Genomic DNA, 24,486 nt, shown 5'->3' on the forward strand with positions numbered 1-24,486 from the left:
TCGAGGCCGGGGATGTCAACATATCTGGCGTTGACTTTTGGCACGCTGTTGAGTTCTCAAGGAACGGACGCTTCCTTCGGACCGCCTTCCAGCGGACCCTCCGGGCTTCGTTCTTTCGTGTTTCCAGCTTATCAGATGTTTTCCGCTCCGTTTTCCCGGAGTTTCCTTCATCGGATTCGCTTTCCGCTTTGTCGCCCCGGTCTCCCGCGGCGACTCCGGAACTGTACGGGGACCGACCCGCCACATGCAAATCGCCCCCGTCCGGGAGTCCCGGACGGGGGCGATCAAGCCGTCAGCGGACCTCGGTGATCTCCGGGCCGCGGGCGAACGGGTCGAGCGAGGCGCCGCCGAAACGGCTGTCGCCCTCGCCGGCGGTGGCGGCCGCCCCGCCACCGTCGGCCACCATCTGGGCGTCCTCGGGAAGCTTCAGCACGATCGGGTCGCGGGGGGCCATGGGGGCCTCGCCGCGCACGACGACCGTCTGGCGGAAGACCTGCTCGAGGATCCCGGCCATCTCCGGCTGCACCGCCGCCTGGCCCGAGATCACACCGCGCAGGAACCAGCGCGGGCCGTCGCAGCCGACGAACCGCACCAGCTGCACACCCTGGGTGCCGTCCGGCAGCTGCACCGGGACCTGGGCGCGGAGGTGCCAGCCGAGCGGGCCCTCCTCCTCCTCGATGAGGCCGCCCTGCGAGGTGATGCCGTTGGCGATCTCCTCCCGGACCTCCCCCCAGATGCCCTCGGACTTGGGGGCCGCGAAGGCCTGGAGCTGGATGGCGCTGTTGCCGAGCACGAGGGTCGCCGCCACGATCGCGTCACCGGCGACCTCGACGCGCAGCTCCATGCCCTCGACACCGGGGACCAGCAGACCCCCGAGGTCGACTCGCCCCTCCTCGGGGTTCTCCAGCTCGGAGTGGTCCCACGGACCGTCCGGCCGCGGGGCCGGCGGCAGGCCGACCCTGTCGGCCGGGTCCAGCTCGGTCACGTTCTCGCTCTCGGCGGAACCTTCGACGTCATCGGCCGTCTCGTCGGCGCTGATGGCGTCGTCGGCGAGCTGCTCGACAGCGTCCTCGCTCTTCTGGCGACGACGGAACACGGTCACTGTCCTTCCCGGTCCAAGACCGATGCGAATACCTGCTCGGCTTCCTGCGAGGCCGCGGGAATGCTAGACCGCGGCGTGGCCACCGGTCGACCCGAACCCGCCCTCGGCGCGTGCCGACCCAGGCAACTCCGCCACCTCGTGGAAGCGGGCCTTCTCGACCTGCTGGATCACCAGCTGGGCGATCCGGTCCCCTCGGCGGAAGCTGACCCCCTCGCGCGGGTCCAGATTGACGACGATCACCTTGATCTCTCCACGGTACCCGGCATCGACCGTCCCCGGGGCGTTCACGAGAGCAACTCCGCAACGAGCTGCCAGCCCGGACCGGGGGTGGACGAAGGCCGCGTAGCCGTCCGGGAGGGCGACGGCGATGCCGGTGGGCAGGACCGCCCGCTCCCCCGGGGCCAGCTCGGCGTCGACGGTGGTGCGCAGATCGGCGCCGGCGTCCCCGGGCTGCGCGTAGGCGGGCAGCGGCAGCTCGGGGTCGATGCGCTTGATCAGGACGTCCAGCTGCGGGCGGGGGGTATCGCTCAAGGGTTCACCTCAAAGGCTCGTGCGCGCTTCATCAGATCCGGGTCGTCGAGGACCTTCTCGATGTCCTCGGGACGACCGTGCGTGGTGAAGTGTTCCAGCTTCACCTGGATGAAGAGGGCCTGCGCACGGACCGCGACCGGTCCGTCCGGGCCGCCGATGCGCGCCTCGGCGGCGCTGTAGATCTTGCGTCCGTGCACGCCGGTGACCCAGGCGCGCAGGTGCAGCACGGAGTCGACGGGCACCGGGGAGAGGAAGTCGGTCTCCAGCCGGCCGGTCACGGCGGGGGCCTGCAACAGCCAGTTGAGCGTGCCGAGGGTCTCGTCCATGGCCGTGGTCAGCACGCCGCCGTGGGCCAGGCCGGGGCCGCCCTGGTGGACGTCCCGGACGGTGAACTCGGCGGTGACGTCGAGCCCTTCGCCGGCGATCGCGTCGATCCGCAGGCCGCCGGGGTGCTGCGGGCCGCAGCCGAAGCAGTGCTCGTAGTGGGAGCCGAGCCGGGTGCCGGGGGCGGGCGCCCCGGGGGCGCGCTCCGGCAGGACGGCGTCCGGCGGCGGAGTGGTCGGGGTCGGCGGCATCGCGGGCGCCGGCCGGTCGGTGGGGGTGCTGGGGGCAGTCGTACCGGTCACGCCGCCCAACCCTACCCAGGGGTAGCAAGGCCTCCGGTGGGGGTGGCGTCCCGCGCCGGGCGTCAGGGCGCCCACAATGGGGGGCATGTACGACGAACGCCTCACGGTGCCGCGCTCCTGGTGGCTGCTCCCGGTCGCGGTGGGCCTCACGCTCGCGCTGATCCTGATCCGGGTCAGCGGCCCGGCCGCGCTGGTCGGGCTGGTGGTCGGCATCGCCGCCGGCGCCGTCGCGGTCAGCAGTTACGGCTCGGCCCGGATCCGTGTGGTCCAGGGCTCGCTGGTGGCCGGACCGGCCCGGATCCCGGTGGACGCGCTCGGCACCTCGCAGGCGCTGAGCCCCGCCGAGGCGACGGCCTGGCGCGGCCCGAAGGCCGATCCGCGCGCCTTCATGCTGCTGCGCAGCTACGTCCCGACGGCCCTGCGGGTCGAGGTGAGCGACCCCGCCGACCCGACGCCGTACCTGTACCTGTCGACCCGCTCGCCGATGAAGCTGGCGGAGGCGCTGGAGGAGGCCCGGCGCGGCGCCCGCACCTGAGGGCGCGCGCACGAGGGCCCCGGAGGCCGGAGGGTCCGGGGAGAGCCGGAGAAACGGAGAGGGACGGTTCCGCTGCTGCGGGACCGTCCCTACGACTTTGTGCCGGCCGACGCGTCGGCCGGCTCCGTCCTGCCGGGGCCGTCCGGACGGACCGCCCGCGGAACTGCCGTCCGGCCCCGCTGCCCGGGGCCGGAAGGAGCGGTGTGCCGGTCCCGCGGGAGCCGCGGGCACCGGGCCCTGACCGCCGCGGTGCTCAGGCGCCGCAGTCCCGGCAGATCGGGTTGCCGTTCTTCTCGCTGTAGAGCTGGCTGCGGTGGTGCACCAGGAAGCAGCTCATGCAGGTGAACTCGTCGGCCTGCTTCGGCAGGACGCGGACGGCGAGCTCCTCGTTCGAGAGGTCGGCGCCGGGGAGCTCCAGGCCCTCGGCCGCCTCGAACTCGTCGACGTCGACGGAGCTGGTGCCCTTGTCGTTCCGCCGAGCCTTGAGTTCCTCGATGCTGTCCTCGTTGACGTCATCGTCGGTCTTGCGTGGGGTGTCGTAGTCGGTTGCCATTTTTCGCTCTCCCCCTCCGGGTTTGTGCGGTGTGTGCGGTATCTCCAGCGCACGTAACGCATGGGGGGTCGGTCTTGTGCCCGACCCGAGGCGGAGATTTTGCCTTACTTCAAGCCCTGTTACTCAATCGACACTCAGCCGGGCCTCCATCGGGGTGATCCTCGCGCTCGCCGAAGGCCTCACGCTGGGGAATCACCGCCCCTCCCCGGGCCCGGCAAATCGACCACGCACAGTGAGCACCGATGGTGCGGGTACTCACGGAAACCCTTGACCACCAGGGATGGCAGCCGATCCGACGGGCCCTTCCGGGGGTGAAATCCGGTCACGGAACGCAATCGACACCCCCGGATGAGTGATCACTCTCCGGGGTCGCCCGACATCGTGGAGCGACACGGTGTGAGCTTGGTCACGTTCAGAATCTTCCGGGGCAAACCACGGAAAATCCACCCACTCCGACCGCCCCGCGCGGCGCCCTACTCGGCGCCGCGGCGGGCCGCCCGCCGGGCGAGCAGCGCGGCCTGGCGCTCCTCGAACTTCCGCGCCTGCGCGTCCAGCCCGTCCAGGAAGACGCCCAGCTCGTTCTGCGCCAGCACGCCCTCGGGGCCCAGGCCGTCGATCTCCATCACCTTGAGCTTGCGCAGCACCGGCTGCAGCACGTCGTCGTGGTGGATGCGCAGGTTGTACACCCCGCCGAGGGCGATCTGGGCGGCGGCGCGCTCGAAGCCGGGGATCCCGTGGCCGGGCATCCGGAAACCGGTGACCACGTCGGCGATGGCCCGCATGGCCTGGTCCGGGGCGATCTCCAGGGCGGCCTTGAGCAGGTTCCGGTAGAAGACCATGTGCAGGTTCTCGTCGTTGGCGATCTTCGCCAGGAGCTGCTCGCACAGCGGGTCGCCGGCGTACTTGCCGGTGTTGCGGTGCGCGATGCGGGTGGCGAGCTCCTGGAAGGCCACGTACGCGACCGAGTGCAGCATGCTGTGCGCGTTGTCGGACTCGAAGCCCTCGGACATGTGGTTCATCCGGGCCCGCTCCAGCTCCACCGGGTCGACGGCCCGGGTGGCGAGCAGGAAGTCGCGGATGGCTATGCCGTGGCGCCCCTCCTCGGCCGTCCAGCGGTGCACCCAGGTGCCCCAGGCGCCCTCGCGGCCGAACATGGTCGCGATCTCGTGGTGGTAGCTGGGGAGGTTGTCCTCGGTCAGCAGGTTCACCACCAGCGAGACCCGGCCCAGCGCGGTCACCTGCGACTGCTCGATCGACCAGGCCTCGCCGCCCAGCACGCCGTCGAAGTCGCGGCCCTGGCTCCACGGCACGAACTCGTGCGGCATCCACTCCTTGGCGACGCCCAGGTGGCGGTTGAGCTCCTTCTCCACGACCTCTTCGAGGGCCAGGATCAGCCGCGCGTCGGTCCAGCCGCTCGATCCGAGCGAGGTGCTGCTCTGCACAGGGGCGATGGTCACGGTCTTGCTCCTGGGGGACGGCACGCGCGGGACGGGCGCGTTGGGCGGGCAGTCGTCGTGCGGACATCGGCGGGGCGCCGACCGACGCACTTACGGTTGCGTAGGTTACGACACCGTAAGTTGCTCGGACCGGAAATGACAAGCCGCCCCCGCCAGGCCTTATGTCGTCTTGACGGCCTGACGGGGGCGGCTGGGAACGGTCGCCCACGGAACGGGGCGGCCGGCGCTACGGCGAGGGGATGCGAACCCGCATGGTGAGGCCCCCGCCGGAGCGCGGGGTGGCCTCGACGGTGCCGCCGTGGGCCCGCACCACAGAGCGGACGATGGACAGGCCGAGCCCGACCCCCTTGTCGCTGCGGGTGCGGTCGGCGCCCTTGATCCGGCGGAACGGCTCGAAGATGTGCTCCAGCTCGTAGCCCGGCACCACCGGGCCGGTGTTGGAGACCACCAGCTCGCCGCCGCCCGGCACCACGGCGGTGGACAGCTCGACCCAGCCGCCCGCGGTGTTGTACCGGACGGCGTTCTGCAGCAGGTTGAGCGCGAGCCGTTCCAGCAGCACGCCGTTGCCCGCGACCACGGCCGGATCGAGCTTCGAGCGCAGCTCGACCTCGCGCTTGTCCGCCTCGGCCCTGGTCTGTTCCAGCGCCCGGGTGGCCACCTCGGACAGCTCCACCGGGCGGCGGTCGGTCAGCTCGTTCTCGCTGCGGGCGAGCAGCAGCAGGCCCTCGACCAGCTGTTCGCTGCGCTCGTTGGTGGCCAGCAGGGTCTTGCCGAGCTGCTGCAGGTCGGGCGAGGCGGCCGGGTCGGAGAGCTGGACCTCCAGCAGGGTCCGGTTGATCGCCAGCGGGGTGCGCAGCTCGTGCGAGGCGTTGGCGACGAAGCGGCGCTGGGAGTCGAAGGAGCGGTCCAGCCGGTCCAGCATGTCGTCGAAGGTGTCGGCGAGTTCCTTGAGCTCGTCGTCCGGGCCGTCCAGCTCGATCCGGCGGTGCAGGTCGGAGGAGGCGACGTCGCGGGCGGTGCGGGTGATCCGGCCGAGCGGGCGCAGCACCCGGCCCGCCATCGCGTAGCCGGCCGCGAAGGCGATCACGGCGAGGCAGACGAGGACGGTGAGCAGCTTGCGGAGCAGGGTGTTGAGCGCCTGGCTGGCCTGGAAGGCCTTGTAGTCGTTCAGCCACTGGTCGAGCGCGGACTGGCTGTTGAGGGTGAGGTTGTCCGGGGTCCGCACCGAGATGCCCGACCCGTTGAGCAGCAGGTGCGGCTGGCCGACCTCCTGGAGCGCCTGCTGGACGAAGAAGTACATCACCAGCAGCAGCACCACGCCGGCCATCAGGAACATCCCGCCGTAGAGCAGGGTGAGCCGCATCCGGATGGTGGGGCGGAAGGGCAGCCAGGCGAGCACGCCGTCACCGGGGACGTAGGTCTGCTGGGACCGGGCCGAGCGCGGCGGGTGCACGGGCTTGGGCGGGACGGCGCGCGGGCCGCCGGCGGGCGCGCCGGAGGCCCCGCCGGCCGGGGGCGGGGTGGTCATGATCGTCCTCTCGGGGCGTCCGCCGGGGCGGGCGCGGGGTGGTGGAATCCCGGGGGTCGGGCCCCTCCTCGAGGGGGAGTCCGGCGGATCCCGGCGGTCAGATCCGGTAGCCGGAGCCCGGCACGGTGACGATCACCGGCGGGTCGCCGAGCTTGCGGCGCAGCGTCATCACGGTGACGCGCACGACGTTGGTGAACGGGTCGGTGTGCTCGTCCCAGGCCTTCTCCAGCAGCTGCTCGGCGGAGACGACCGCTCCGCCGGCCCGCATCAGCACCTCCAGGACGGCGAACTCCTTGGGGGCGAGCTGGACGGTGCGTCCCTCGCGGATCACCTCGCGCCGGCCGGGGTCGAGCGAGATGCCGGCCCGCTCCAGCACCGGGGGCAGCGGGACGGTCGCGCGGCGACCCAGCGCCCTGACGCGGGCGACGAGTTCACTGAAGGCGAACGGCTTCGGAAGGTAGTCGTCCGCGCCGATCTCCAGGCCCTCGACGCGGTCGCTGATGTCGCCGGAGGCGGTCAGCATGATCACCCGGGTCGCCAGGCCCTGCTCGACCACCTTGCGGCAGACGTCGTCGCCGTGGACCAGCGGGAGGTCGCGGTCCAGGACCACCACGTCGTAGTCGTTGACCGCGATGCGCTGGAGCGCGGCCTCCCCGTCGTACACCACGTCGACGGCCATCGCCTCGCGGCGCAGGCCGGTCGCGACGGCCTCGGCAAGCAGCTGCTCGTCCTCGACGACGAGAACCCGCACGGTCGTTGTCCCTTCTCCAGGCCGGCCCCGGAAGCGGACGCACGGCTCCGACGGTGCCTCCATCCTGCCTGGTCCTGCGGTAAAGCAGCGATAAGCTGCCAGTCGGGCAAGGGCCCCGGGGCGGCGCCGGTGACCGTTCGTGTCAGCACCACTCCGCTTGGACTGTGACACGGGCAACTTTCTTCCGCCGGGAGGTTTCCCGGCCCCCTCGGCGGGGAGGACAGCTGCACACCCGCGATCTGGCCCTTGGTCGATCGCACCCACCCGCCGTGCGTTCATCCGCGCCGGCCCTGGGGCTGGGACATCACCGGGAGCGGCCGAAGGGCCGTCTCCGCGCCCGACCGGAGAGCCACCACCCGTCGGCCGGGGCGCTTTCACCGGCTGGACCTCCTCGGGGCGGAGAACGCACGACCGTGCACGTCCGACACAGTAAGGGGGCCCGTATGGACGCCTTCAAGGCCGGAATCCTGCAGCGCATAGCCAACGCCGAGCAGGACCTGCACCGCGCGATCCAGGCCGGGGACGAGTTCCTCGCCGAGGTGGAGCAGTCCGAGCTGGACGACCTCCGCCGACTCGCCGCCGAGCACGGCGTGGACACGGTGCTGGAGCGCCACCGCACCGCTGCCTGACCCGACCCGTCGCCGGTCCTCCGGCACCTGCGGCCCTGCGGGGGCCGTGCGAAAAACCAGGCCCTGGCATCCCCCGTATGCCAGGGCTCTTCGCATGTCCGGGCCGGCGCCGGCCTGCCCTGCGCCGGTCCGGAGCCGTACGGGTCGGCCGGCCCGGAGCCGGGTGCCCGGCCCGGTTCCGGCCGGAACCGGGCCGGAACCGGTCAGTCCGCCCAGGCGCGCAGCGCGGCCAGGCGCTCCTGCAGCGGCTCGTACACGCCGGGGGCGGCGGCCACGGTCAGCTCGCGGTCCGGCCCGTGCCCGGGACGGCCGCCGGTGAGGGCGCCGGCCTCGGTGGCGATCAGGCACCCGGCCGCGCGGTCCCAGGGGGCGAGGCCGCGCTCGTAGTAGCCGTCCAGCCGCCCGGCGGCCACGTCGCACAGGTCGACGGCGGCCGCCCCGCCCCGCCGGACGTCCCGCACCTCCGGCATCAGCGCCAGCAGCACCTCGGCCTGGCGCACCCGCACCGACTGGACGTAGTTGAAGCCGGTGGCGACCAGTGCCTGGCCCCACGGCGGGGCCGGGCGGGCCGAGAGCGGGCGGCCGTTCAGCCGGGCGCCGCGCCCCAGCACGGCGTGGAACAGCTCCTCGCGGGCCGGTGCGTACACCACGCCGACGACCGCCCGGCCGTCCACCTCGGCGGCCACGCTGACCGCCCAGGAGGGCAGCCCGTACAGGTAGTTGACGGTGCCGTCGAGCGGGTCGACGACCCAGCGCACCCCGCTGGTGCCGGACCGCTCGGCGCCCTCCTCGCCGAGGTAGCCGTCGGCGGGGCGGCGGTCGCCGATCAGCTCCAGCAGGAGCTTCTCGGAGGCGAGGTCCATCTCGGTGACCACGTCGACCGGGCTGCTCTTGGTGCCGGCGACGCCGAGGTCGGCGGGGCGGCCGTCGCGCAGCAGGACGCCGGCCTGCCGGGCCGCGTCCAGGGCGACGTCCAGCAGGTCGTCGAGGAGCCGGTCGTCGGGCTGGGCGGGGGCGGTCACGGGATTCTCCTCCGGTACGGCGGGGCGGACGGTCAGCGCTCGGCGGCGGCCGGCCGCGGGGCGCGCGGGTTGGGGCAGCAGGCCACCGCGCACACGTCGTGGCTGGGGCCGAGCGCGCCGAGGGCGCAGCGGGTCACCGGCTCGCCGCGCTCGGTGGCGGCCCGTTCCAGGACCAGCTCGCGCACGGCGGCGGTGAACCGGGGGTCGGCACCGACGGTGGCGGCGCGGGCCACCGGCAGGCCGAGCTCGGCGGCCTTGGCCACCGCCTCGGTGTCGAGGTCGTACTTGACCTCCATGTGGTCGGAGACGAAGCCGATCGGGACCATCACCACGGCCGGCGCGCCCTCGGTGTGCTGTGCCTCCAGGTGGTCGCAGATGTCCGGTTCCAGCCACGGGGTGTGCGGGGCCCCGCTGCGGCTCTGGAACACCAGCTGCCAGGGCCGGTCGGCGACGCCGGTGCGCTCGGCGACGGCCGCGACGACCAGCCGGGCCACCTCCAGGTGCTGGGCGACGTACGCCCCGCCCGGGGTGCCGCGGGCCGGGTCGTCCGGGGCCCCGGAGGCCTCGGCCATGGTGTCCGGGATGGAGTGGGTGGTGAACGCCAGCCGGGCGCCGGCCCGGACGGCCTCCGGCAGGCGCGCCAGCGCGGCCAGGGTGGCGTCGATCATCGGCTCGACGAAGCCGGGGTGGTTGTAGAAGTGCCGCAGCTTGTCGACCCGCAGGGCGGGTCCGCCCTCCTCGGCCAGGGCGGCCAGCGCGTCGGCGAGGTTCTCCCGGTACTGGCGGCAGCCCGAGTAGCCGGCGTAGGCGCTGGTGGCGAGCACGGCGATCCGGCGGTGGCCGTCGGCGGCCAGCTCCCGCAGGGTGTCGACCAGGTAGGGCGCCCAGTTCCGGTTGCCCCAGTACACCGGCAGGTCCAGGCCGTGCTCGGCGAAGTCCTTGCGCAGCGCGGCGAGCAGCTCGCGGTTCTGTTCGTTGATCGGACTGACCCCGCCGAACAGGAAGTAGTGCTTGCCCACCTCCTTCAGCCGCTCCTTGGGGATCCCGCGGCCGCGGGTGACGTTCTCCAGGAAGGGGACGACCTCCTCGGGGCCCTCGGGCCCGCCGAAGGACAGCAGCAGCAGGGCGTCGTACGGAGCGGCGCCGGAGGAGGAGGGTTTGCGCGCGTCGGACATGGCACCGATCCTGCCATTGAGGGGCCGGAGACCGGCGCGGTGGCCGCGCAGGTGTCCGGAAAATACCGTTTGCCAAGGTACGTAAGCTGTGTTAGCCAGCCTCGTTCCTTACTCCCACGGAGCTCCCCCGTGCTGTCCAGCTACCGCCAGATCTTCGCCTCCCCGGGCACCCTGGCCTTCTCGTCCTCAGGGTTCATAGCCCGCCTGCCGATCTCGATGGCCGGCATCGGCATCGTGACCATGCTGTCCCAGCTGACCGGGTCCTACGGGCTGGCGGGCGCGGTCCAAGCCTCCATGGCGATCGCCGCCGCGGCGCTCGGCCCGGGAGTCTCCTGGCTGGTCGACCGGCGCGGGCAGCGCCGGGTCGCCCTCCCGGCCACCGCACTGACCGTCGCCGCCGCGGCCGGACTGCTGCTCAGCGCGCACTTCCACGCGCCCTCGTGGATGCTCTTCGTCTTCGCGATCGGGCTCGGTGTGATGCCCAGCGCGGGCGCCATGGTCCGCGCCCGCTGGGCCCACCTCTACCGCGACGAGCCCGCCAAGCTGCACACCGCGTACTCCTTCGAGGCCGTCGTCGACGAGGTCTGCTTCATCGTCGGCCCGATCGTCGCGATCGGCCTGGCCACCAACCTCTTCCCCGAGGCCGGCCTGCTGGTGGCCGTCATCGCCCTCTCCGTCGGCATCGCCCTGTTCACCGCCCAGCGCCGCACCGAGCCGCCGGTCCACCCGGCCGCCGCGCGCAGCGGCGGCAGTGCCATCCTCAACGGCGGCCTGGTCGTCCTGGTGCTCACCTTCGTCGCCACCGGGGCGATCTTCGGCTCGGTCGAGATCGTCACCGTCGCCTTCGCCGACGCCCAGGGCCACAAGGGGCTCTCCAGCGTCGTCCTCGCCGTCTGGGCCCTCGGTTCGGGCCTGGCCGGGATCGTCTACGGGGCGCTCAAGCTCAGGAGCCCGCTGTCCAACCGCTTCGTCGTGGGCGTCGTGATGATGGCGCTCAGCATGGTCCCGATCCTGGTCGTGGCCTCCACCGTGCACGGCATCGGCGGACTGGTCGCGGCCGGCGGCGCCCTGCTGGTCGCCGGCCTCGCCATCTCCCCCACCCTGATCTCCGCGATGGCCCTGGTCGAGCGGCTCGTCCCGGCCGCACAGCTCACCGAGGGCATGGCCTGGACCACCACCGGGCTGGCCGTGGGCGTCGCCTTCGGCTCCTCGGCCGGCGGCTGGGTGGTGGACGCCTCCGGCGCCGCCGCCGGCTACTGGGTGCCGCTGGCCGCCGGCGTCCTCGGCGTGGTCACCGCCCTCGCCGGACTCGGCTGGCTGCGCGCCGGACTGGCCGCCGAGCAGCCCGCCGGCGAGGGCGCCGACGGGGCCGGTCGACCCGTAGACGTCGAACGGTGAACTGACTAATCTCTCGCCCTACCCGTGGCCCTACCCGCGGGTAGGGCGGCCGCGCCGCCCCGGACCGCGCCGACCCGTTCGGCCCCGGAGCAGGAGGCAGCGCAATGCCCCAGGCCAGTACCGCGACCCGCACCCGGTGGACCAACTGGGCCGGCAACCAGAGCGCCGAGCCGGCCCGCTCCGCCGCCCCCGGCACCGCGGAGGAACTGGCCAAGGAGATCCTGCGCGCCGCCGAACAGGGCCGCACCGTCAAGGCCGTCGGCTCCGGCCACTCCTTCACCTCGATCGCCTCCGCCGGCGACGGCGTCCAGATCCGCCCGCAGGCGCTCACCGCCGTCCGCGGGATCGACCGCGAGGCCGGCACCGTCACCGTCGAGTCCGGCCTCCCGCTGCACCGCCTCAACCGGATCCTCGCCGCCGAGGGCCTCTCCCTCACCAACATGGGCGACATCGAGGTCCAGACCGTCGCCGGCGCCACCAGCACCGGAACCCACGGCACCGGGCGCGACTCCGGCTCGCTCGCCGCCCAGATCCGCGCCCTGGAGATCGTCCTCGCCGACGGCTCCGTGAAGCGCTGCTCCCCCACCGAGAACCCCCGGCTCTTCCAGGGCGCCCGGCTCGGCCTCGGGGCCCTCGGCGTGATCACCGCGCTCACCTTCGGCGTCGAACCGGCCTTCCTGCTCACCGCGCACGAGCAGCCGATGACCTTCGACGAGGTGCTGGAGCGGCTCGACGACCTCACCGCCGTCAACGAGCACTTCGAGTTCTACTGGTTCCCGCACACCGACCGCTGCTCCACCAAGCGCAACAACCGCAGTCAGGGTCCGGCCGCCCCGCTGCCCCGGTTCAAGGAGTGGCTGGAGGACGACTTCCTCTCCAACACCGTCTGGGAGGGCGCCTGCCGGGTCGGCCGACGCTTCCCCCGCTCCGTCCCCTCGATCGCCGCGCTCGCCAGCCGCGCCTGGTCCGACCGCAGTTACACCGACACCGCGTACAAGGTGTTCACCAGCCCGCGCAAGGTCCGCTTCGTGGAGATGGAGTACGCGGTGCCGCGCGCGGCCGTCGGCGAGGTGCTGCGCGAACTGAAGGCCCTGGTCGACCGCTCCGACTGGAAGGTCAGCTTCCCGGTCGAGGTGCGCTTCGCCCCCGCCGACGACCTCTGGCTCTCCACCGCCTCCGGCCGGGACAGCGCGTACATCGCCGTCCACCTCTACCGGGGCACCGCCGACCAGGGCTACTTCACCGGCGTCGAACAGCTCATGACCGCCCATCAGGGCCGCCCGCACTGGGGCAAGCTGCACACCCGCGACGCCGACTACCTGGCCGGCGTCTACCCGCACTTCGGCGACTTCACCGCCCTGCGCGACGAGGTCGACCCGCGGCGAGTCTTCGGCAACGACTACCTGCGCCGGGTACTCGGCGCCTAGGCGGAAGAGAGGGCCTAGCCGGCCGAGCCCTGGCTCGCGGAGCCCTGGTTCGCGGAGCCCTGGCTCGCCGTCGCCCCGGCGGGCGGCGGGGCCACCGTCGGCCCCGCCCCCGGTACGGGCGGCTGCGAGGTGGTCCCGTCGGTGGGCTTCCCGCCGCCCGCCGACGGGGAGGCGCCGGCCGACGGGCTCGAACTCGCGCCCGCCGAAGGCGAAGCCGTCCCCGCCCCGGCGCTCGGGGTGCCGCTCGGCTCCCGGCTCGGCCGCCCGGTCGGCGGGGCCGAGGCACCGCCGGACGGCGTGGCGCCCGAGCCGCGCTCCCCGTCCGGGGCCGACCGCTCCGGCGGAGCCTCCTGCGGCCGGGAGGACTTGGGCGCCACCGAACCGCCGAGGGAGGTGCCGTTGCCGGACTGCCCCGTGACCGTGGCCGACACCGGCTGCCCGGTGGCCAGTTCGAACGCCAGGATCGGCGTCATCGCCAGCACGAACACCAGCCCGGACACCACCGCGTAGCCCTTCCAGGACCACCGCCGCCGCGCCCGCACCACCTGCGGCTCGTTCCACTCCGCCGTGATCTCCGGCGGCCGCACCGCGGTTCCGTCCTCGACCGGCACCTGCCGCAGCGCGTTCGCGGTCTGGTTCGGCCCGCGGTCCACCGCCTCGCGCAGTTGTTCACCGGTCCGTCTGAAGATGTGCTGGAACACCGCGCCACCCGTGGTGGCCCCGACGCTCACCACCGCCGCGCCCATGATCGTTCCGTACACGCCCAGTTCGGAGGCCAACAGCGCGCCCACGACGGCGGCCAGCGCACTCGCCGCGACCTGAGCCGCACTCAGATCGATCCGCCTGCGCTCCTCCTTGCCGCCCTCCTCGGCGGGGCTCCGCTCCGGCATCAACATCCCTCGGTCCGTACGACTGTTCCTCGAACAAGTCACTCCATCTTGCCCAAAGAAGGACACAAGGGACGAAAATGCGGTTCCGCACGCCCGGATTGTGTGAAGATGATCACCGTTCCCCCGTCGATGGTGTGCCATCGGAGGCGCGCGCTCTTGAGATTCCCGTGAATCGCGGGAGACTTGAGCGGCGAGCCGCCCCTCCGGATGCCACGAATGGAGTACTGTTCGTAAAGCCTGAGCCTTGGGTCGACTTGTCGACTGCGCCTACACCGGCAGCTTGACGAGGAGCCACGGAACGGGCACGCACGGCGACGCCCGTCCCGGATCGTCGCGATCACTGCGCGTGCGAGGACGGCCGGGACACCCAGGCGCGACGTCGACGGATGACGTGGCAAAAAGGCAACCGTGCCACAGCGGCGTGCCCGGGCGTAAGCCCGACACGCCGGGGAACTCAGCAAGGTTGTGGCCAGTCGCGAGCGGGCAGGCCACACTCAGTACGGGAGCAGCGACGCAGGTGACGTCGGCAGGCACCACCCGGGAGGTAACCGTGCCCGAACTGCGGGTTGTGGCCGTCAGCAACGACGGCACACGGCTGGTGCTCAAGGCTGCCGACAGCACGGAGTACACCCTCCCCATCGACGAGCGGCTGCGCGCCGCCATCCGCGGCGACCGGCCGCGCCTCGGCCAGATCGAGATCGAGGTCGAGAGCCATCTGCGCCCCCGGGACATCCAGGCCCGGATACGAGCCGGTGCCTCCGCCGAGGAGGTCGCCCAGGCCGCCGGGATCTCCGTCGACCGCGTCCGCCGCTTCGAGGGCCCGGTCCTCGCCGAGCGCGCCTTCATGGCCGAGCGCGCCCGCAAGACCGCCATCCGCCGCAACGGCGAATCCCCCGGCCCGCAGCTCGGCGAGGCCGTCGCCGAGCGGCTCGCGCTGCGCGGCGCCGAGAAGGACACCGAGCGCTGGGACTCCTGGCGCCGCGACGACGGCACCTGGGAGGTCGTCCTCTCCTACCGGGCCGACGGCGAGGGCCGCAGCGCCTCGTGGACGTACGACCCGCCCCGGCGCCTGGTCCAGCCCAACGACGACGAGGCCCGCGCGCTGATCGGCGAGAACGTCGAGCGCGAGGAGGAGTCGGTCTTCCCGTTCATCCCGCGGATCGCCCGGCTCCCCCAGGACCGGCCGCCCCGCCCGATGATCGACCGGCCCTCCGCCGACCGCATCATGTCGGCCCGTGAGGTCCGCGAGTCGCGGGAGGCCACCGCCGACGCCCGGGACTCGCTGACCAGCCTGCTCGACGTGGTCCCCGCGTTCCGCGGCGACCTCGCCGTCGGCGGCCCCACCCCGATCGAGCCGGTGCCCGCCGAGGTCGCCGAGGAGAGCGAGGAGCCGGCCGCGGCCGCCGCACCGGCGGTCGGCGCGGGCTCGGCCTACGCCGACATCCTGATGCCGCGCGCCGTCGCACCGCACCGCGAACGCCTGGTCGGCACCACCGACCGGCAGGCCGAGGCGGACGGCGTCCGGCCCGGGCGGCGGGCCACCGTGCCCAGCTGGGACGAGATCGTCTTCGGCAGCCGGCGCAAGAAGCAGGAGTAGACGACGCCGGAGGGGCGGGAGGCCGGGCCTCCCGCCCCTCCGGCACGTCTCGGTCCGGTACGTATCGGCCCGGTCCGTCTCAGCCCGGCTGGTCGGTGACCGCCACCGGACGGCTGTCATCGCTCGACCACTCGCTCCACGACCCCGGGTACAGCGTGGCCGACAGGCCCGCCACCTCCAGCGCCAGGATCTGGTGCGCGGCCGTCACCCCCGAACCGCAGTACACCGCGGTCTCCCGCTCCCCCGCGCCCAGCGCCCGGAAGCGGGCCGCGAGCTCGGCGGCCGGACGGAACCGGCCGTCCGGGCCCACGTTCTCGGCGGTCGGCGCCGACACCGCGCCCGGGACGTGCCCGGCCCGCGGATCCACCGGCTCCGTCTCGCCCCGGTAGCGCTCCCCCGACCGGGCGTCCAGCAGCAGGCCGTCGCGTGCCCAGGCCGCGGCGCCGTCCGCGTCCACCGTCGGCAGCTGCCCCGGCACCGGCTTGAAGTCACCCCCCGCGGCCTCCGGAAGCTCGGCCGTGACCGGCAGCCCCGCCGCCCGCCAGGCCGCGAAGCCGCCGTCCAGCACCCGGACCTCCCGGTGCCCGGCCCAGCGCAACAGCCACCAGGCGCGGGCGGCCGCCATCGAGGCCGCGCCGTCGTACACCACGACCGGGCGCTCGGCGCTCACCCCGAAGCCGCGCATCGCCGCGCCGAACTCCTCCGGGTCCGGCAGCGGGTGGCGCCCGCCCCGGCCGGGGGCGCCGGGCGGGGCCGCCAGGTCCCGGTCCAGCTCGACGAAGTGGGCGCCGGGCAGGTGTCCGGCCCGGTACTCCTCGGCCGCCGTCGGGCCGCCCGGCGCGGCGCCGACCAGCTGGTAGCGCACGTCCAGCAGCACCGGCGGACGGGCCGAGGCGAGCGCCTCGGCCAGCTCGGCCGCGGAGATCAGCGGGGAACCGTCGTTGTAGGTGGTCATGGCGGCCATTGTCGCGCAGCGCCGCCGACCCACCGCCCTTTGTGCGGACTTTGCCGCGATTTCCGCGCGGCCCGAGGGTTGGGCGCCCCCCAGAGTGGAAGCATCACCCTCGCGCACGAGGTTTCCGTGCGCCAACCACCCACGAGGAGGCCCGCATTGCCCGCGGTGGAACTCCGACTGGCCCAGGGCACGCCCTGCTGGGTCAGCCTGCTGACCGACGACCTGCCCGGCGCCCGCGCCTTCTACGGCGAGCTGCTCGGCTGGACCTACACCCCAGGACCGGGCCAACTCGGCGACTACGTCCGGGCCGAGCTCGACGGGGCGCCGGTCGCCGGCCTCGGCCTCTCCACCGCCACCGGCTTCCCGGTGCAGTGGACCACCTACTTCGCCGTGGACGACGCCGACCGCACCACCCAGCTGGTGCGGGAGTGCGGCGGCACCGTCGCCGTCGGGCCCCTGCAGGCCGAGCGCGCCGGGCGGATGGCCATCGCCTCCGACGTCTCCGGCGCCGTCTTCGGCCTCTGGCAGGGCGAGGAACACCTCGGCCGGGAGGCCGGCACCGAACCCGGCGAACCGGCCTGGGTCGAACTGCTCACCCCCGACACCGAGGGCGCCGCAGCCTTCTACGCCGCCGTGCTCGACCGGACCGTCCGGCCCGGAGCGGACGAGAGCTCGCTGCTGGTGCACGGCCGACCGGTCGCCGGCATCAGGCACCGCGCCGACCTGCGCGGCCACCCACCGCGCTGGCGCACCCACTTCGCCGTCCGGGACGCCAGCCTGACCGCCCGTCACACGGTGGAACTCGGCGGCCGGATCCTGGTCGAGCCGCACGAGACCGCGCACGGCCGCGCCGCCCGGCTGGCCGACCCGCAGGGCGGGCACTTCTCCGTGCTGGAGGCCTCGGCGTAGCGGGCGCGGACGTTGGGGGGTCAGACCTGCTGCTCCTCGAAGGGCAGCACGTCCGGGGAGAGCACCGAGGCGCGGGCCGTCGCCGCGGTCAGCCGGCGGCGGTGGTGCCGGCGGCACAGCACCTCGTACCCGACCTCGTCCTGGCTCACCGAGATGTCGCCGATCACCACCTGGGCGCCCTCGACCACCATCACCCCGCCGACCGTACGGGCGTTGTGGGTCGCTCGCGCCCCGCACCAGCACAGCGCCTCGACCTGCAGCACCTCCACCCGGTCGGCCAGCTCGATCAGCCGCTGCGAACCGGGGAACAGCCGGGTGCGGAAGTCGGTGGTGATGCCGAAGGTGTAGACGTCGATGCCCAGCTCGTCCACCACCCGGGCCAGCTGGTCGACCTGCTCGGCGGAGAAGAACTGTGCCTCGTCGCAGATCAGGTAGTCCACCCGGCCGCCCGCCGAGAGCCGGTGCACCACGTGCGCGTGGAAGTCGAAGTCGTCCGTCACCTCGACCGCCTCGGCCCGCAGGCCCAGCCGGCTGGAGATCGTCGCGGCGCCCGCCCGGTCGTTCCGGGTGAGGATGGCGCCCTGCCGGCCCCGCGCGGTGTGGTTGTGGTCCATCTGCAGCGCCAGCGTCGACTTGCCGCAGTCCATCGTGCCCGAGAAGAACACCAGTTCAGCCATGGGTGGAGCAAAGGCCTTTCACATCAGGGGAGTTCGGGCACAGAAGAGTCAAGGGAAGGGATCAGCCGCGGACTTCGAGGAGCGGCACGAACTGCTCGACCGGAGTCATCGAGCCGTGCAGGCCGATCATCGCGGATTCGCCGGGCTCGTTGCGGGAGGCGACGATCGCGATGTCGTCGCGCGCCGCGGCGACCACGTCGCCGATCCGGCCGTACACCCGCTCGTCCACCGCCGGGCCGAACCAGCCCGCCGCGATCGCCTGGTCCCGGGTGGCGACCCACATCCGGTCGCCCAGCACCTCGCTCCACACGGCGTGCACGTCGGCCGCGGCCCCCGGCACCGCGTACACGTGCCGGGCCCGGCCCTCGCCGCCGAGCAGGGCGACGCCGGCGCCCAGCTCCCAGTCCTCGTCGAAGTCGATCCGGTCCTCCGGCGCGATGTCGATCATGCCGTGGTCGGCCGTCACGTACATCGCCGAACGCGGCGGCAGCTGCTCGGCCAGCCGACGGGCCAGCCGGTCGACCGCGTCCAGGGTCATCCGCCACTCGTCGGAGTCCACCCCGAAGCGGTGGCCCGCCCCGTCCAGCTCGCTGACGTAGGTGTACACCAGCGCCCGGTCGTGCTCGGCCAGCCAGGAGGCCGCCAGGTCCATCCGCTCCTCGCCCGTGGTGCGGCCGTGGAAGGTGCCGCCGGACAGCGCCACCCTGGTCAGCGGGGTCTGGGCGAACAGCGGGGAGGAGACCTGCGCGGTCGCCACCCCGGCCCGGTGCGTCTGCTCGAAGACCGTCGGGTACGGCTGCCAGGCGTGCGGCTCGGTCGGCGGCTGCCAGCGCAGCTGGTTCATCAGGTAGCCGGCGCCCGGCACCGCCACCGTGTACCCGGCCAGGCCGTGCAGGCCCGGCGGCGTCCCGGTGCCGACCGAGGCCAGCGAGGTCGCCGTGGTGGACGGGAAGCCCGCGGTCAGCGGACGGCCGCTGCCGCCCAGCGAGCTCCCGGCCAGCGAGGACAGGAACGGCGCGTACTCGGGGTGGCGCAGCAGCAGCTCCCAGCCGAGGCCGTCCACCAGGAACACCACCACCCGGTCCGCCGGGGCGATCGGCAGCGTCGCGGTGAACCCGGGCACGCCGAGGCCCGCCGCCACCGAGGGCAGCAGGTCGCACAGCGAACCGCTGCCGTACGGGGGCGCGGGGGCCGCGGCCGGGTCAAGGATCTCGAAGGCGTCGTAGCCGTCGGCAGGAACGAAGGACATGGAACCGGATTCGTAGCGGTGGGGGCGGCGATCAGACCCGCGGGCCGTTGTTGATCGTCGCGTCGGACAGCGCCCGGGCGAACAGCAGGGCCTGGGCCACCGTCTCCGGGCCGTCGCCGGCCTCGCTCACCCGCAGTGAGAGGTCGTCAGCCGTCGCCGAGCCGGTGTAGCCGTGGTCCGCCTCGCAGTTCGGGTCCGAGCAGCCGGCCGGCTCCAGGTCCAGGCGCTGCACCGCGCCCCAGCCGATGGTCAGGACCACCTCGCGCGGGAGCGTGCCCGGTGTGTACGTCTCCGGGTTCGCCACCATCCGGCTCAGCACGACCGAGCCGATCCGGTCCAGCCGGACGCTCTCCGTCGAGGTCGTCGCGAACGGCACCGAGGGGCTGCCCTCGGCCCCCGACTGCTCGTCGGTGTGGCTCACCACGAACCGGGTCGGGGTCAGCACCAGCACCGTCACGTGCCGGCGGACCTCGTTGGCGTCGAAGGTCGTCTCCTGGTGCACCAGGTAGGAGCTGATCGGCTCCGGGCCCACCGCGGACTCGACCGCCTCGGACACCAGGGCCGGGTAGTAGCCGCTGCGCTCGATCGCCGAGCGCAGGTCCTGAGTGGTGGTGGTACCGGTCTTCGCCATATCTCCATCCTGGCATGGTCCGCCGACGAAGCGGGCGGCGCGGCGCCGAGCTTCGGACAACAGCGCCCGGGCAGGGCGCAACCTAGGAAGGTTACAGCGTGCTCATCGCGCGCGGGCCCAGATCACTGCGGACGGGCAGGGGCGCGACCCGCACCCGCGCCCCCAGGATCGCCAGCCCGTGCGGGGCCACGACCACGGGTTCGAGGTCCACCGAGGCGATCTCCGGGACGTCGTCCACCAGCTGCGACACCCTGAGCAGCAGCTCCTCCAGAGCGCCGGTGTCCACCGCCTCGGCGCCGCGCCAGCCGAACAGCAGCGGCGCCGCCCGCACCTCCCGGATCAGCCCGGCGACGTCCTGGTCGGTGGCCGGAACCAGTCGGTGCGCCGTGTCGCCCAGCAGTTCGGCCGGCGCGCCGGCCAGGCCGAAGGACAGGATCGCGCCGACGGCCGGGTCGACCGTGGCGCCGATCACCGTGTCCACGCCGCGCGGCGCCATCCGCTGCACCACCAGCTCGGCCTGCGCGGCGCCGCCGAGCAGCGCGTCCAGCTCGCGGTGGGCGCGGCGCAGACCCGGCTCACCGGTCAGGTCCAGCCGGACGCTGCCCAGGTCGGGGCGGTGGCGCAGGTGCGGGGCGGTCGCCTTCAGGGCCACGGGGTAGCCCAGCGAGGCCGCCGCGGCGAGGGCGGTGGCCTCGTCCGGCGCCGGGAGGGTCGGCGAGACGTCGATGCCGTAGCGGGCCAGCAGCTCGCGGGCCGCGGCGTCCGGCAGGGTGATCCGGGCGCCGCCGGGCTGGGTGCGGGCGGCCGTCGCGGCCCGGGTGCTCAGTTCCTGCGCCACCAGGGCGCGGGCACCCGGCTCGTCGATCCGGTCCAGCTCCGGGACGCGCGCGGTCTCCTCAGCCTCGGCCGTACGGCGGCGCCACTGCGCGTAGTGCACGGCGTGACCGAGGGCCTGCACGGCGCGCTCGGGCGCCGGGTAGGCGGGGATGCCGCCGGGGCGCAGCCGGGCCGGCAGGTCGGTCAGCGCCAGGTGGGCGAGCACCAGCGGCTTGCCCAACTCCCGGGCACGCTGACCGGCTTCGAGCAGGGCGGCGGCGATCTCCGGGTCGTCCGAGCCCATCGCCGGATCGTCCTCGCCGGTCAGCCGGCCGCCCATGAAGGCGTGCGCGGAGGTCCCGATCGGCGGGATGGCGACGGCGATCACCGCGTCCACGGCCGGGTCGGCGAGGGCGACGTCGAGGGCGATCCGGAAGTTCTCGCCGGTCGCGGCGGTGGTCAGGTCGACGGGCGTGCGCGGACGCAGGCCCGCGCTCAGCAGGGCGTCGTAGGTGAGCAGGCCGAGCGAGTCCGAGTTGCCGACCACCGCGACCCGGTCCCCGGTGGGCAGCGGCTGCAGGGCCAGCAGCTCGCCGGTGTCGTACAGCTCGGTGATGGTGCCGACCCGGATGACGCCCGCCTGTTCGAACAGCGCGTCGACGGTCGCGTCGCGCAGGGCGGTGGCGGTGGCCGGGACGGCGTGGCCGGGCGGCAGGCTGCCGGTGTGCCGGGCGCCCTTGACCACCACGATCGGCTTGACGGCGGCCAGCCGCCGGGCGATCCGGGTGAACTTGCGCGGGTTGCCGAAGGACTCCAGGTACAGCAGCACCACCCGGGTGGCCTCGTCCTCCGCCCAGTACTGGAGGAAGTCGTTGCCGGAGACGTCGGCGCGGTTGCCCACCGAGGCGAAGGAGGAGACGCCGAGGCCGCGCTTGTGGGCGGCCTCCAGCAGGGCCACGCCGATCGCGCCGGACTGGCAGAAGATCCCGAAGTCGCCGCGGCCGGGCAGGCGCGGCGCGAGCGAGGCGTTCAGCGGGTGCGCCGGGTCGGTGTTGATCAGACCGAAGGCGTTCGGGCCCACCACCCGCATCCCGGCCGCACGGGCCTGGCGGACCAGGGCCCGCTGCCGGTCCCGACCCTCCGGACCGGTCTCCGCGTAGCCGGCGGTGACCACCACCAGGCCCTGCACGCCGTGGGCGCCGCACTCGGCGACCGCGGCCGGGACGGCGCTCTCGGGGACGGCGATCACCGCGAGGTCCACCGGTCCGGGAATGTCCAGGATCGAACGGTGCACCGGGACGCCGTCCAGTTCGCTGCCGGGCCGGGCGTTGCGGTTCACCGCGTGGACCGGGAACCCGGCCGGGGCGCCGGCCAGCAGGTCGCGCAGGATCGCCCGGCCCACCGTCTGCGGGGTGCGGGAGGCCCCGATCACCGCCACCGAGCGCGGGGTGAGCAACCGCTGCACCGAACGCGCCTCGGCGCGGTGCTCGCGGGCGCGCATCACGGCGAGCGAGCGGTCGGTCTGTTCGAGGTCGAACTCCAGGTGCACCACGCCGTCGGCGAAGCTGCGGTGCTGGGTGTAGCCGGCGTCGGTGAAGACCTTCACCATCTTCCGGTTCTCCGGCAGCACCTCGGCCTGGAAGCGGCGGATGCCGCGCTCCTGGGCGACGGCGGCGATGTGCTCCAGCAGCGCGGAGGCCACGCCGCGGCCCTGGTGGGCGTCCTGCACCAGGAAGGCGACCTCGGCGTCGGTCCCGCTGGCGGAGGGGCGGCCCTCGGCGTCGATCCGGTCGTAGCGGACGGTGGCGATGAAGTCGTCCCGGACGACCACCGCGAGGCCGACCCGGTTCACGAAGTCGTGGTGGGTGAAGCGGCGGACGTCCTTCGCGGAGAGCCGGGGGTAGGGGGCGAAGAAGCGGAAGTACTTGGACTGTTCCGAGACCTGCTCGTAGAACTCCACCAGGCGGCCGGCGTCGGCGGGCGTGATCGGCCGGATCCGGGCCGTACCGCCGTCGCGCAGCAGGATGTCGGCCTCCCAGTGCTGCGGATAGTCCGGTTGCTGCTCGGGATTCGCTACCGCGGAGTCGTCCACATTCGTCAGGTTATCCGGCGGCGGGCCGGATGGCGCCGGGCTCCTGCTCACGGCAGGGTGGACGGAACCGGTAGCCGGGGTTTATGCCCCGAAAAGAAACAATCACAACTCCTGAACGCGGCGCCTCACCGGGGTCGACTGCGTGCAACACTGGTCTAGACAACATGGCCGCTTCCCCCGCTCCCCGAGCACGGCCGTGACCAGCTTCACCGGAAAGGCACGTCTCATGGCTGAGCGCCGCGTCACCATCGGTTGGGCCGAGGGCCTGCACGCCCGTCCCGCCTCCGTCTTCGTCCGGGCCGTCACGGCCACCGGCGTGCCGATCACCATCGCCAAGCCCGGCGGCAACCCGGTCAACGCCGCCTCCATGCTCGGCCTCCTCGCCCTGGGCGCCCAGGGCGGCGACGAGGTCATCCTGGCCTCCGACGCCCCCGACGCCGACCAGGCCCTCGACCGCCTCGCCAAGCTCGTCGCCGAAGGCCTCGACGAGCTCCCCGCCGCGGCCTGAGGCCTCGCACACACCCGATCGGGGTGCCGCCGGATTCCCGGTGGCACCCCGATCTGCTGTGCTCAGCCCTTCCGAGCCGGGCCTTCCGCCGGACGGGCCGGGCGGTCAGCCCTTGACGCAGACGACCTGCTTGAGGTGCGCGACCACCTCGACGAGGTCCTTCTGCTGCCCGATGACCTTCTCGATGTTCTTGTACGCGCCCGGGATCTCGTCGACCACGCCGCTGTCCTTGCGGCACTCCACGCCCGCGGTCTGCTCGGCGAGGTCCCGCGTGGTGAACCGCTTCTTCGCGGCGTTGCGGCTCATCTTGCGGCCGGCGCCGTGCGAGGCGGAGTTGAACGCCGCCTCGTTGCCGAGGCCGCGGACGATGTAGGAGCCCGTCCCCATCGAACCCGGGATGATCCCGAGGTCGCCGGAGCCGGCCCGGATCGCGCCCTTGCGGGTCACCAGCAGGTCGACGCCCTCGTACCGCTCCTCCGCCACGTAGTTGTGGTGGCAGCTGATCACCTCGTCGAAGGTGACGTCGGCCTTGGTGAACTCTCGCCGGACGACGTCCTGGAAGAGCGCCATCATGACCGCGCGGTTGTGCTTCGCGTACTCCTGCGCCCAGAAGAGGTCCTGGCGGTAGGCCGCCATCTCCGGGGTCTTCGCGAGGAAGACCGCGAGGTCCTGGTCGACCAGGCCCTGGTTGTGCGGCAGCGAGCGGGCGACGCCCATGTGGTGCTCGGCCAGCTCCTTGCCGATGTTGCGGGAGCCGGAGTGCAGCATCAGCCAGACCGCACCGGTCGTATCAACACAAAGTTCGATGAAGTGATTTCCCCCGCCGAGCGTCGCCATCTGCTGCATCGCCCGCTCGCGGCGCCACTTGACGTCCTCCGCGATGCCGTCGAAGCGCTGCCAGAAGTCGTCCCAGCCCGCCGCGCGGAAGCCCTGCAGCTTGGCCGGGTCGACCGGGTCGGTGTGCAGGCCGCGGCCGACCGGGATGGCCTGCTCGATCTTGCTGCGCAGGCCGGAGAGGTCGTCCGGGAGGTCGTCGGCGGTGAGCGAGGTCTTCACCGCGCTCATCCCGCAGCCGATGTCGACGCCGACCGCCGCCGGGCAGACGGCGTCCTTCATGGCGATCACGGAGCCGACCGTCGCGCCCTTGCCCAGGTGGACGTCGGGCATCACGGCGAGGCCGCGCAGCCAGGGCAGCGAGCTGATGTTGCGCAGCTGCTGCATCGCCGCGCCCTCGACCGTCGCCGGGTCGGTCCACATCCGGATCGGAACCCGGACGCCGGGGACTTCGGTGTACGTCATGGGTGAACGACCTCCAGGGGTCGGGGAGTTCAGCGGAAGAAATGCCGCGCGTAAGAGAATCCCGGTGCGGCTCGGGGAAGTTCAGGGGTGGCGCGCTCAGGCAGCCGAAGCGACGCGGGGGAGATACGG

At 73.3% G+C, this 24,486-nt stretch carries 23 protein-coding genes; 7 read left to right on the forward strand and 16 right to left on the reverse strand.

Annotated elements, in window-relative coordinates; all coding sequences use genetic code 11:
• Positions 1–292 precede the first annotated feature (292 nt).
• The 3 genes from ACIRD3_RS30935 to ACIRD3_RS30945 all read right to left on the reverse strand — a co-directional run bounded on the left by ACIRD3_RS30935 (position 293) and on the right by ACIRD3_RS30945 (position 2,208).
• Positions 293–1,096: a DUF3710 domain-containing protein gene (locus tag ACIRD3_RS30935; protein WP_402223221.1), complete on the reverse strand. Its 804-nt coding sequence runs from the start codon at positions 1,094–1,096 to the stop codon at positions 293–295.
• Between the two features lie 69 nt (positions 1,097–1,165).
• Positions 1,166–1,633 carry a dUTP diphosphatase gene (gene dut / locus ACIRD3_RS30940; RefSeq protein WP_402223223.1) on the reverse strand — a complete coding sequence of 156 codons (468 nt, stop codon included), beginning with the start codon at positions 1,631–1,633 and terminating at the stop codon, positions 1,166–1,168.
• Positions 1,630–2,208, reverse strand: a complete 579-nt coding sequence (locus ACIRD3_RS30945; protein ID WP_402223378.1) for a PaaI family thioesterase — start codon at positions 2,206–2,208, stop codon at positions 1,630–1,632. The genes dut and ACIRD3_RS30945 overlap by 4 nt, the downstream gene beginning before the upstream one ends.
• Before the next feature lie 136 nt (positions 2,209–2,344).
• Between ACIRD3_RS30945 and ACIRD3_RS30950 the strand changes: the two genes are divergently transcribed.
• Positions 2,345–2,794, forward strand: coding sequence for a DUF3093 domain-containing protein (locus ACIRD3_RS30950; protein WP_402223225.1), 450 nt, complete (start codon positions 2,345–2,347; stop codon positions 2,792–2,794).
• A gap of 253 nt (positions 2,795–3,047) precedes the next feature.
• Here the strand turns inward: ACIRD3_RS30950 and ACIRD3_RS30955 are convergent, their stop codons facing one another.
• The 4 genes from ACIRD3_RS30955 to ACIRD3_RS30970 form a co-directional block, all read right to left on the reverse strand.
• A complete protein-coding gene (locus ACIRD3_RS30955; protein ID WP_402223227.1) occupies positions 3,048–3,347 on the reverse strand; it encodes a DUF4193 domain-containing protein in 300 nt (99 codons plus the stop codon).
• A gap of 473 nt (positions 3,348–3,820) precedes the next feature.
• Positions 3,821–4,804, reverse strand: coding sequence for an acyl-ACP desaturase (locus tag ACIRD3_RS30960; RefSeq protein ID WP_402223228.1), 984 nt, complete (start codon positions 4,802–4,804; stop codon positions 3,821–3,823).
• A gap of 226 nt (positions 4,805–5,030) precedes the next feature.
• Positions 5,031–6,332, reverse strand: a complete 1,302-nt coding sequence (locus ACIRD3_RS30965; RefSeq protein ID WP_402223230.1) for a sensor histidine kinase — start codon at positions 6,330–6,332, stop codon at positions 5,031–5,033.
• 97 nt (positions 6,333–6,429) lie between these two features.
• The gene (locus ACIRD3_RS30970) at positions 6,430–7,083 is read right to left on the reverse strand and encodes a response regulator transcription factor (protein ID WP_063349384.1); all 654 of its coding nucleotides are present in this window, start codon (positions 7,081–7,083) and stop codon (positions 6,430–6,432) included.
• A 443-nt stretch (positions 7,084–7,526) separates the two neighbouring features.
• On the opposite strand from ACIRD3_RS30970, the gene ACIRD3_RS30975 reads away from it, so the two are divergent.
• Positions 7,527–7,712, forward strand: coding sequence for a hypothetical protein (locus ACIRD3_RS30975; protein WP_402223232.1), 186 nt, complete (start codon positions 7,527–7,529; stop codon positions 7,710–7,712).
• Positions 7,713–7,915: 203 nt separating this feature from the next.
• Here the strand turns inward: ACIRD3_RS30975 and ACIRD3_RS30980 are convergent, their stop codons facing one another.
• Together ACIRD3_RS30980 and ACIRD3_RS30985 are read right to left on the reverse strand one after the other, a co-directional pair.
• The gene (locus tag ACIRD3_RS30980; RefSeq protein WP_402223233.1) at positions 7,916–8,734 is read right to left on the reverse strand and encodes an inositol monophosphatase family protein; all 819 of its coding nucleotides are present in this window, start codon (positions 8,732–8,734) and stop codon (positions 7,916–7,918) included.
• A 32-nt stretch (positions 8,735–8,766) separates the two neighbouring features.
• Positions 8,767–9,909: a ferrochelatase gene (locus tag ACIRD3_RS30985; protein WP_402223235.1), complete on the reverse strand. Its 1,143-nt coding sequence runs from the start codon at positions 9,907–9,909 to the stop codon at positions 8,767–8,769.
• A gap of 129 nt (positions 9,910–10,038) precedes the next feature.
• On the opposite strand from ACIRD3_RS30985, the gene ACIRD3_RS30990 reads away from it, so the two are divergent.
• Both ACIRD3_RS30990 and ACIRD3_RS30995 read left to right on the forward strand, forming a co-directional pair.
• The gene (locus ACIRD3_RS30990; RefSeq protein ID WP_402223237.1) at positions 10,039–11,307 is read left to right on the forward strand and encodes an MFS transporter; all 1,269 of its coding nucleotides are present in this window, start codon (positions 10,039–10,041) and stop codon (positions 11,305–11,307) included.
• Positions 11,308–11,411: 104 nt separating this feature from the next.
• On the forward strand, positions 11,412–12,734 hold the full coding sequence (locus ACIRD3_RS30995; protein ID WP_402223239.1) for a D-arabinono-1,4-lactone oxidase: 1,323 nt from the start codon (positions 11,412–11,414) through the stop codon (positions 12,732–12,734).
• A 14-nt stretch (positions 12,735–12,748) separates the two neighbouring features.
• Here ACIRD3_RS30995 and ACIRD3_RS31000 read toward each other — a convergent pair whose 3' ends face one another.
• Entirely contained in the window at positions 12,749–13,624 is an 876-nt protein-coding gene (locus ACIRD3_RS31000) for a hypothetical protein (RefSeq protein ID WP_402223241.1), read from the reverse strand.
• Positions 13,625–14,141: 517 nt separating this feature from the next.
• On the opposite strand from ACIRD3_RS31000, the gene sepH reads away from it, so the two are divergent.
• Positions 14,142–15,221, forward strand: coding sequence for a septation protein SepH (gene sepH, locus ACIRD3_RS31005; RefSeq protein ID WP_402223243.1), 1,080 nt, complete (start codon positions 14,142–14,144; stop codon positions 15,219–15,221).
• Between the two features lie 79 nt (positions 15,222–15,300).
• Here the strand turns inward: sepH and ACIRD3_RS31010 are convergent, their stop codons facing one another.
• Positions 15,301–16,176: a sulfurtransferase gene (locus tag ACIRD3_RS31010; RefSeq protein ID WP_402223245.1), complete on the reverse strand. Its 876-nt coding sequence runs from the start codon at positions 16,174–16,176 to the stop codon at positions 15,301–15,303.
• A gap of 165 nt (positions 16,177–16,341) precedes the next feature.
• On the opposite strand from ACIRD3_RS31010, the gene ACIRD3_RS31015 reads away from it, so the two are divergent.
• Positions 16,342–17,085 (forward strand): VOC family protein, encoded by a 744-nt coding sequence (locus ACIRD3_RS31015; protein ID WP_402223380.1) that lies wholly within the window; start codon positions 16,342–16,344, stop codon positions 17,083–17,085.
• A gap of 20 nt (positions 17,086–17,105) precedes the next feature.
• Here the strand turns inward: ACIRD3_RS31015 and ACIRD3_RS31020 are convergent, their stop codons facing one another.
• From ACIRD3_RS31020 to ACIRD3_RS31035, 4 genes are all read right to left on the reverse strand, one after another.
• Entirely contained in the window at positions 17,106–17,762 is a 657-nt protein-coding gene (locus tag ACIRD3_RS31020) for a thymidine kinase (protein ID WP_402223247.1), read from the reverse strand.
• A gap of 61 nt (positions 17,763–17,823) precedes the next feature.
• Positions 17,824–19,011 carry an alkaline phosphatase family protein gene (locus ACIRD3_RS31025; RefSeq protein ID WP_402223249.1) on the reverse strand — a complete coding sequence of 396 codons (1,188 nt, stop codon included), beginning with the start codon at positions 19,009–19,011 and terminating at the stop codon, positions 17,824–17,826.
• 31 nt (positions 19,012–19,042) lie between these two features.
• Positions 19,043–19,642, reverse strand: a complete 600-nt coding sequence (locus ACIRD3_RS31030; RefSeq protein ID WP_402223251.1) for a DUF5998 family protein — start codon at positions 19,640–19,642, stop codon at positions 19,043–19,045.
• A gap of 91 nt (positions 19,643–19,733) precedes the next feature.
• Positions 19,734–22,550, reverse strand: coding sequence for a GNAT family N-acetyltransferase (locus ACIRD3_RS31035; protein ID WP_402223252.1), 2,817 nt, complete (start codon positions 22,548–22,550; stop codon positions 19,734–19,736).
• A 226-nt stretch (positions 22,551–22,776) separates the two neighbouring features.
• On the opposite strand from ACIRD3_RS31035, the gene ACIRD3_RS31040 reads away from it, so the two are divergent.
• Entirely contained in the window at positions 22,777–23,058 is a 282-nt protein-coding gene (locus ACIRD3_RS31040; protein ID WP_402223254.1) for an HPr family phosphocarrier protein, read from the forward strand.
• A 105-nt stretch (positions 23,059–23,163) separates the two neighbouring features.
• Here ACIRD3_RS31040 and ACIRD3_RS31045 read toward each other — a convergent pair whose 3' ends face one another.
• The gene (locus ACIRD3_RS31045; RefSeq protein WP_402223256.1) at positions 23,164–24,357 is read right to left on the reverse strand and encodes an RtcB family protein; all 1,194 of its coding nucleotides are present in this window, start codon (positions 24,355–24,357) and stop codon (positions 23,164–23,166) included.
• Positions 24,358–24,486: the final 129 nt, after the last annotated feature.

Origin of the sequence: Kitasatospora sp. NPDC093550, from assembly GCF_044764985.1 — a bacterium.
Lineage (GTDB): Bacteria > Actinomycetota > Actinomycetes > Streptomycetales > Streptomycetaceae > Kitasatospora.

Excerpts from the sequence above, each read along its gene's own strand:
- ACIRD3_RS30945 (WP_402223378.1), bottom strand. The coding sequence starts at position 2,208 with ATGCCGCCGACCCCGACCACTCCGCCGCCGGACGCCGTCCTGCCGGAG.
- ACIRD3_RS30950 (WP_402223225.1), top strand. The coding sequence starts at position 2,345 with ATGTACGACGAACGCCTCACGGTGCCGCGCTCCTGGTGGCTGCTCCCG.
- ACIRD3_RS30955 (WP_402223227.1), bottom strand. The coding sequence starts at position 3,347 with ATGGCAACCGACTACGACACCCCACGCAAGACCGACGATGACGTCAAC.
- ACIRD3_RS30965 (WP_402223230.1), bottom strand. The coding sequence starts at position 6,332 with ATGACCACCCCGCCCCCGGCCGGCGGGGCCTCCGGCGCGCCCGCCGGC.
- ACIRD3_RS30975 (WP_402223232.1), top strand. The coding sequence starts at position 7,527 with ATGGACGCCTTCAAGGCCGGAATCCTGCAGCGCATAGCCAACGCCGAG.
- ACIRD3_RS30985 (WP_402223235.1), bottom strand. The coding sequence starts at position 9,909 with ATGTCCGACGCGCGCAAACCCTCCTCCTCCGGCGCCGCTCCGTACGAC.
- ACIRD3_RS30995 (WP_402223239.1), top strand. The coding sequence starts at position 11,412 with ATGCCCCAGGCCAGTACCGCGACCCGCACCCGGTGGACCAACTGGGCC.
- ACIRD3_RS31000 (WP_402223241.1), bottom strand. The coding sequence starts at position 13,624 with ATGCCGGAGCGGAGCCCCGCCGAGGAGGGCGGCAAGGAGGAGCGCAGG.
- ACIRD3_RS31010 (WP_402223245.1), bottom strand. The coding sequence starts at position 16,176 with ATGACCACCTACAACGACGGTTCCCCGCTGATCTCCGCGGCCGAGCTG.
- ACIRD3_RS31020 (WP_402223247.1), bottom strand. The coding sequence starts at position 17,762 with ATGGCTGAACTGGTGTTCTTCTCGGGCACGATGGACTGCGGCAAGTCG.
- ACIRD3_RS31025 (WP_402223249.1), bottom strand. The coding sequence starts at position 19,011 with ATGTCCTTCGTTCCTGCCGACGGCTACGACGCCTTCGAGATCCTTGAC.
- ACIRD3_RS31030 (WP_402223251.1), bottom strand. The coding sequence starts at position 19,642 with ATGGCGAAGACCGGTACCACCACCACTCAGGACCTGCGCTCGGCGATC.
- ACIRD3_RS31040 (WP_402223254.1), top strand. The coding sequence starts at position 22,777 with ATGGCTGAGCGCCGCGTCACCATCGGTTGGGCCGAGGGCCTGCACGCC.
- ACIRD3_RS31045 (WP_402223256.1), bottom strand. The coding sequence starts at position 24,357 with ATGACGTACACCGAAGTCCCCGGCGTCCGGGTTCCGATCCGGATGTGG.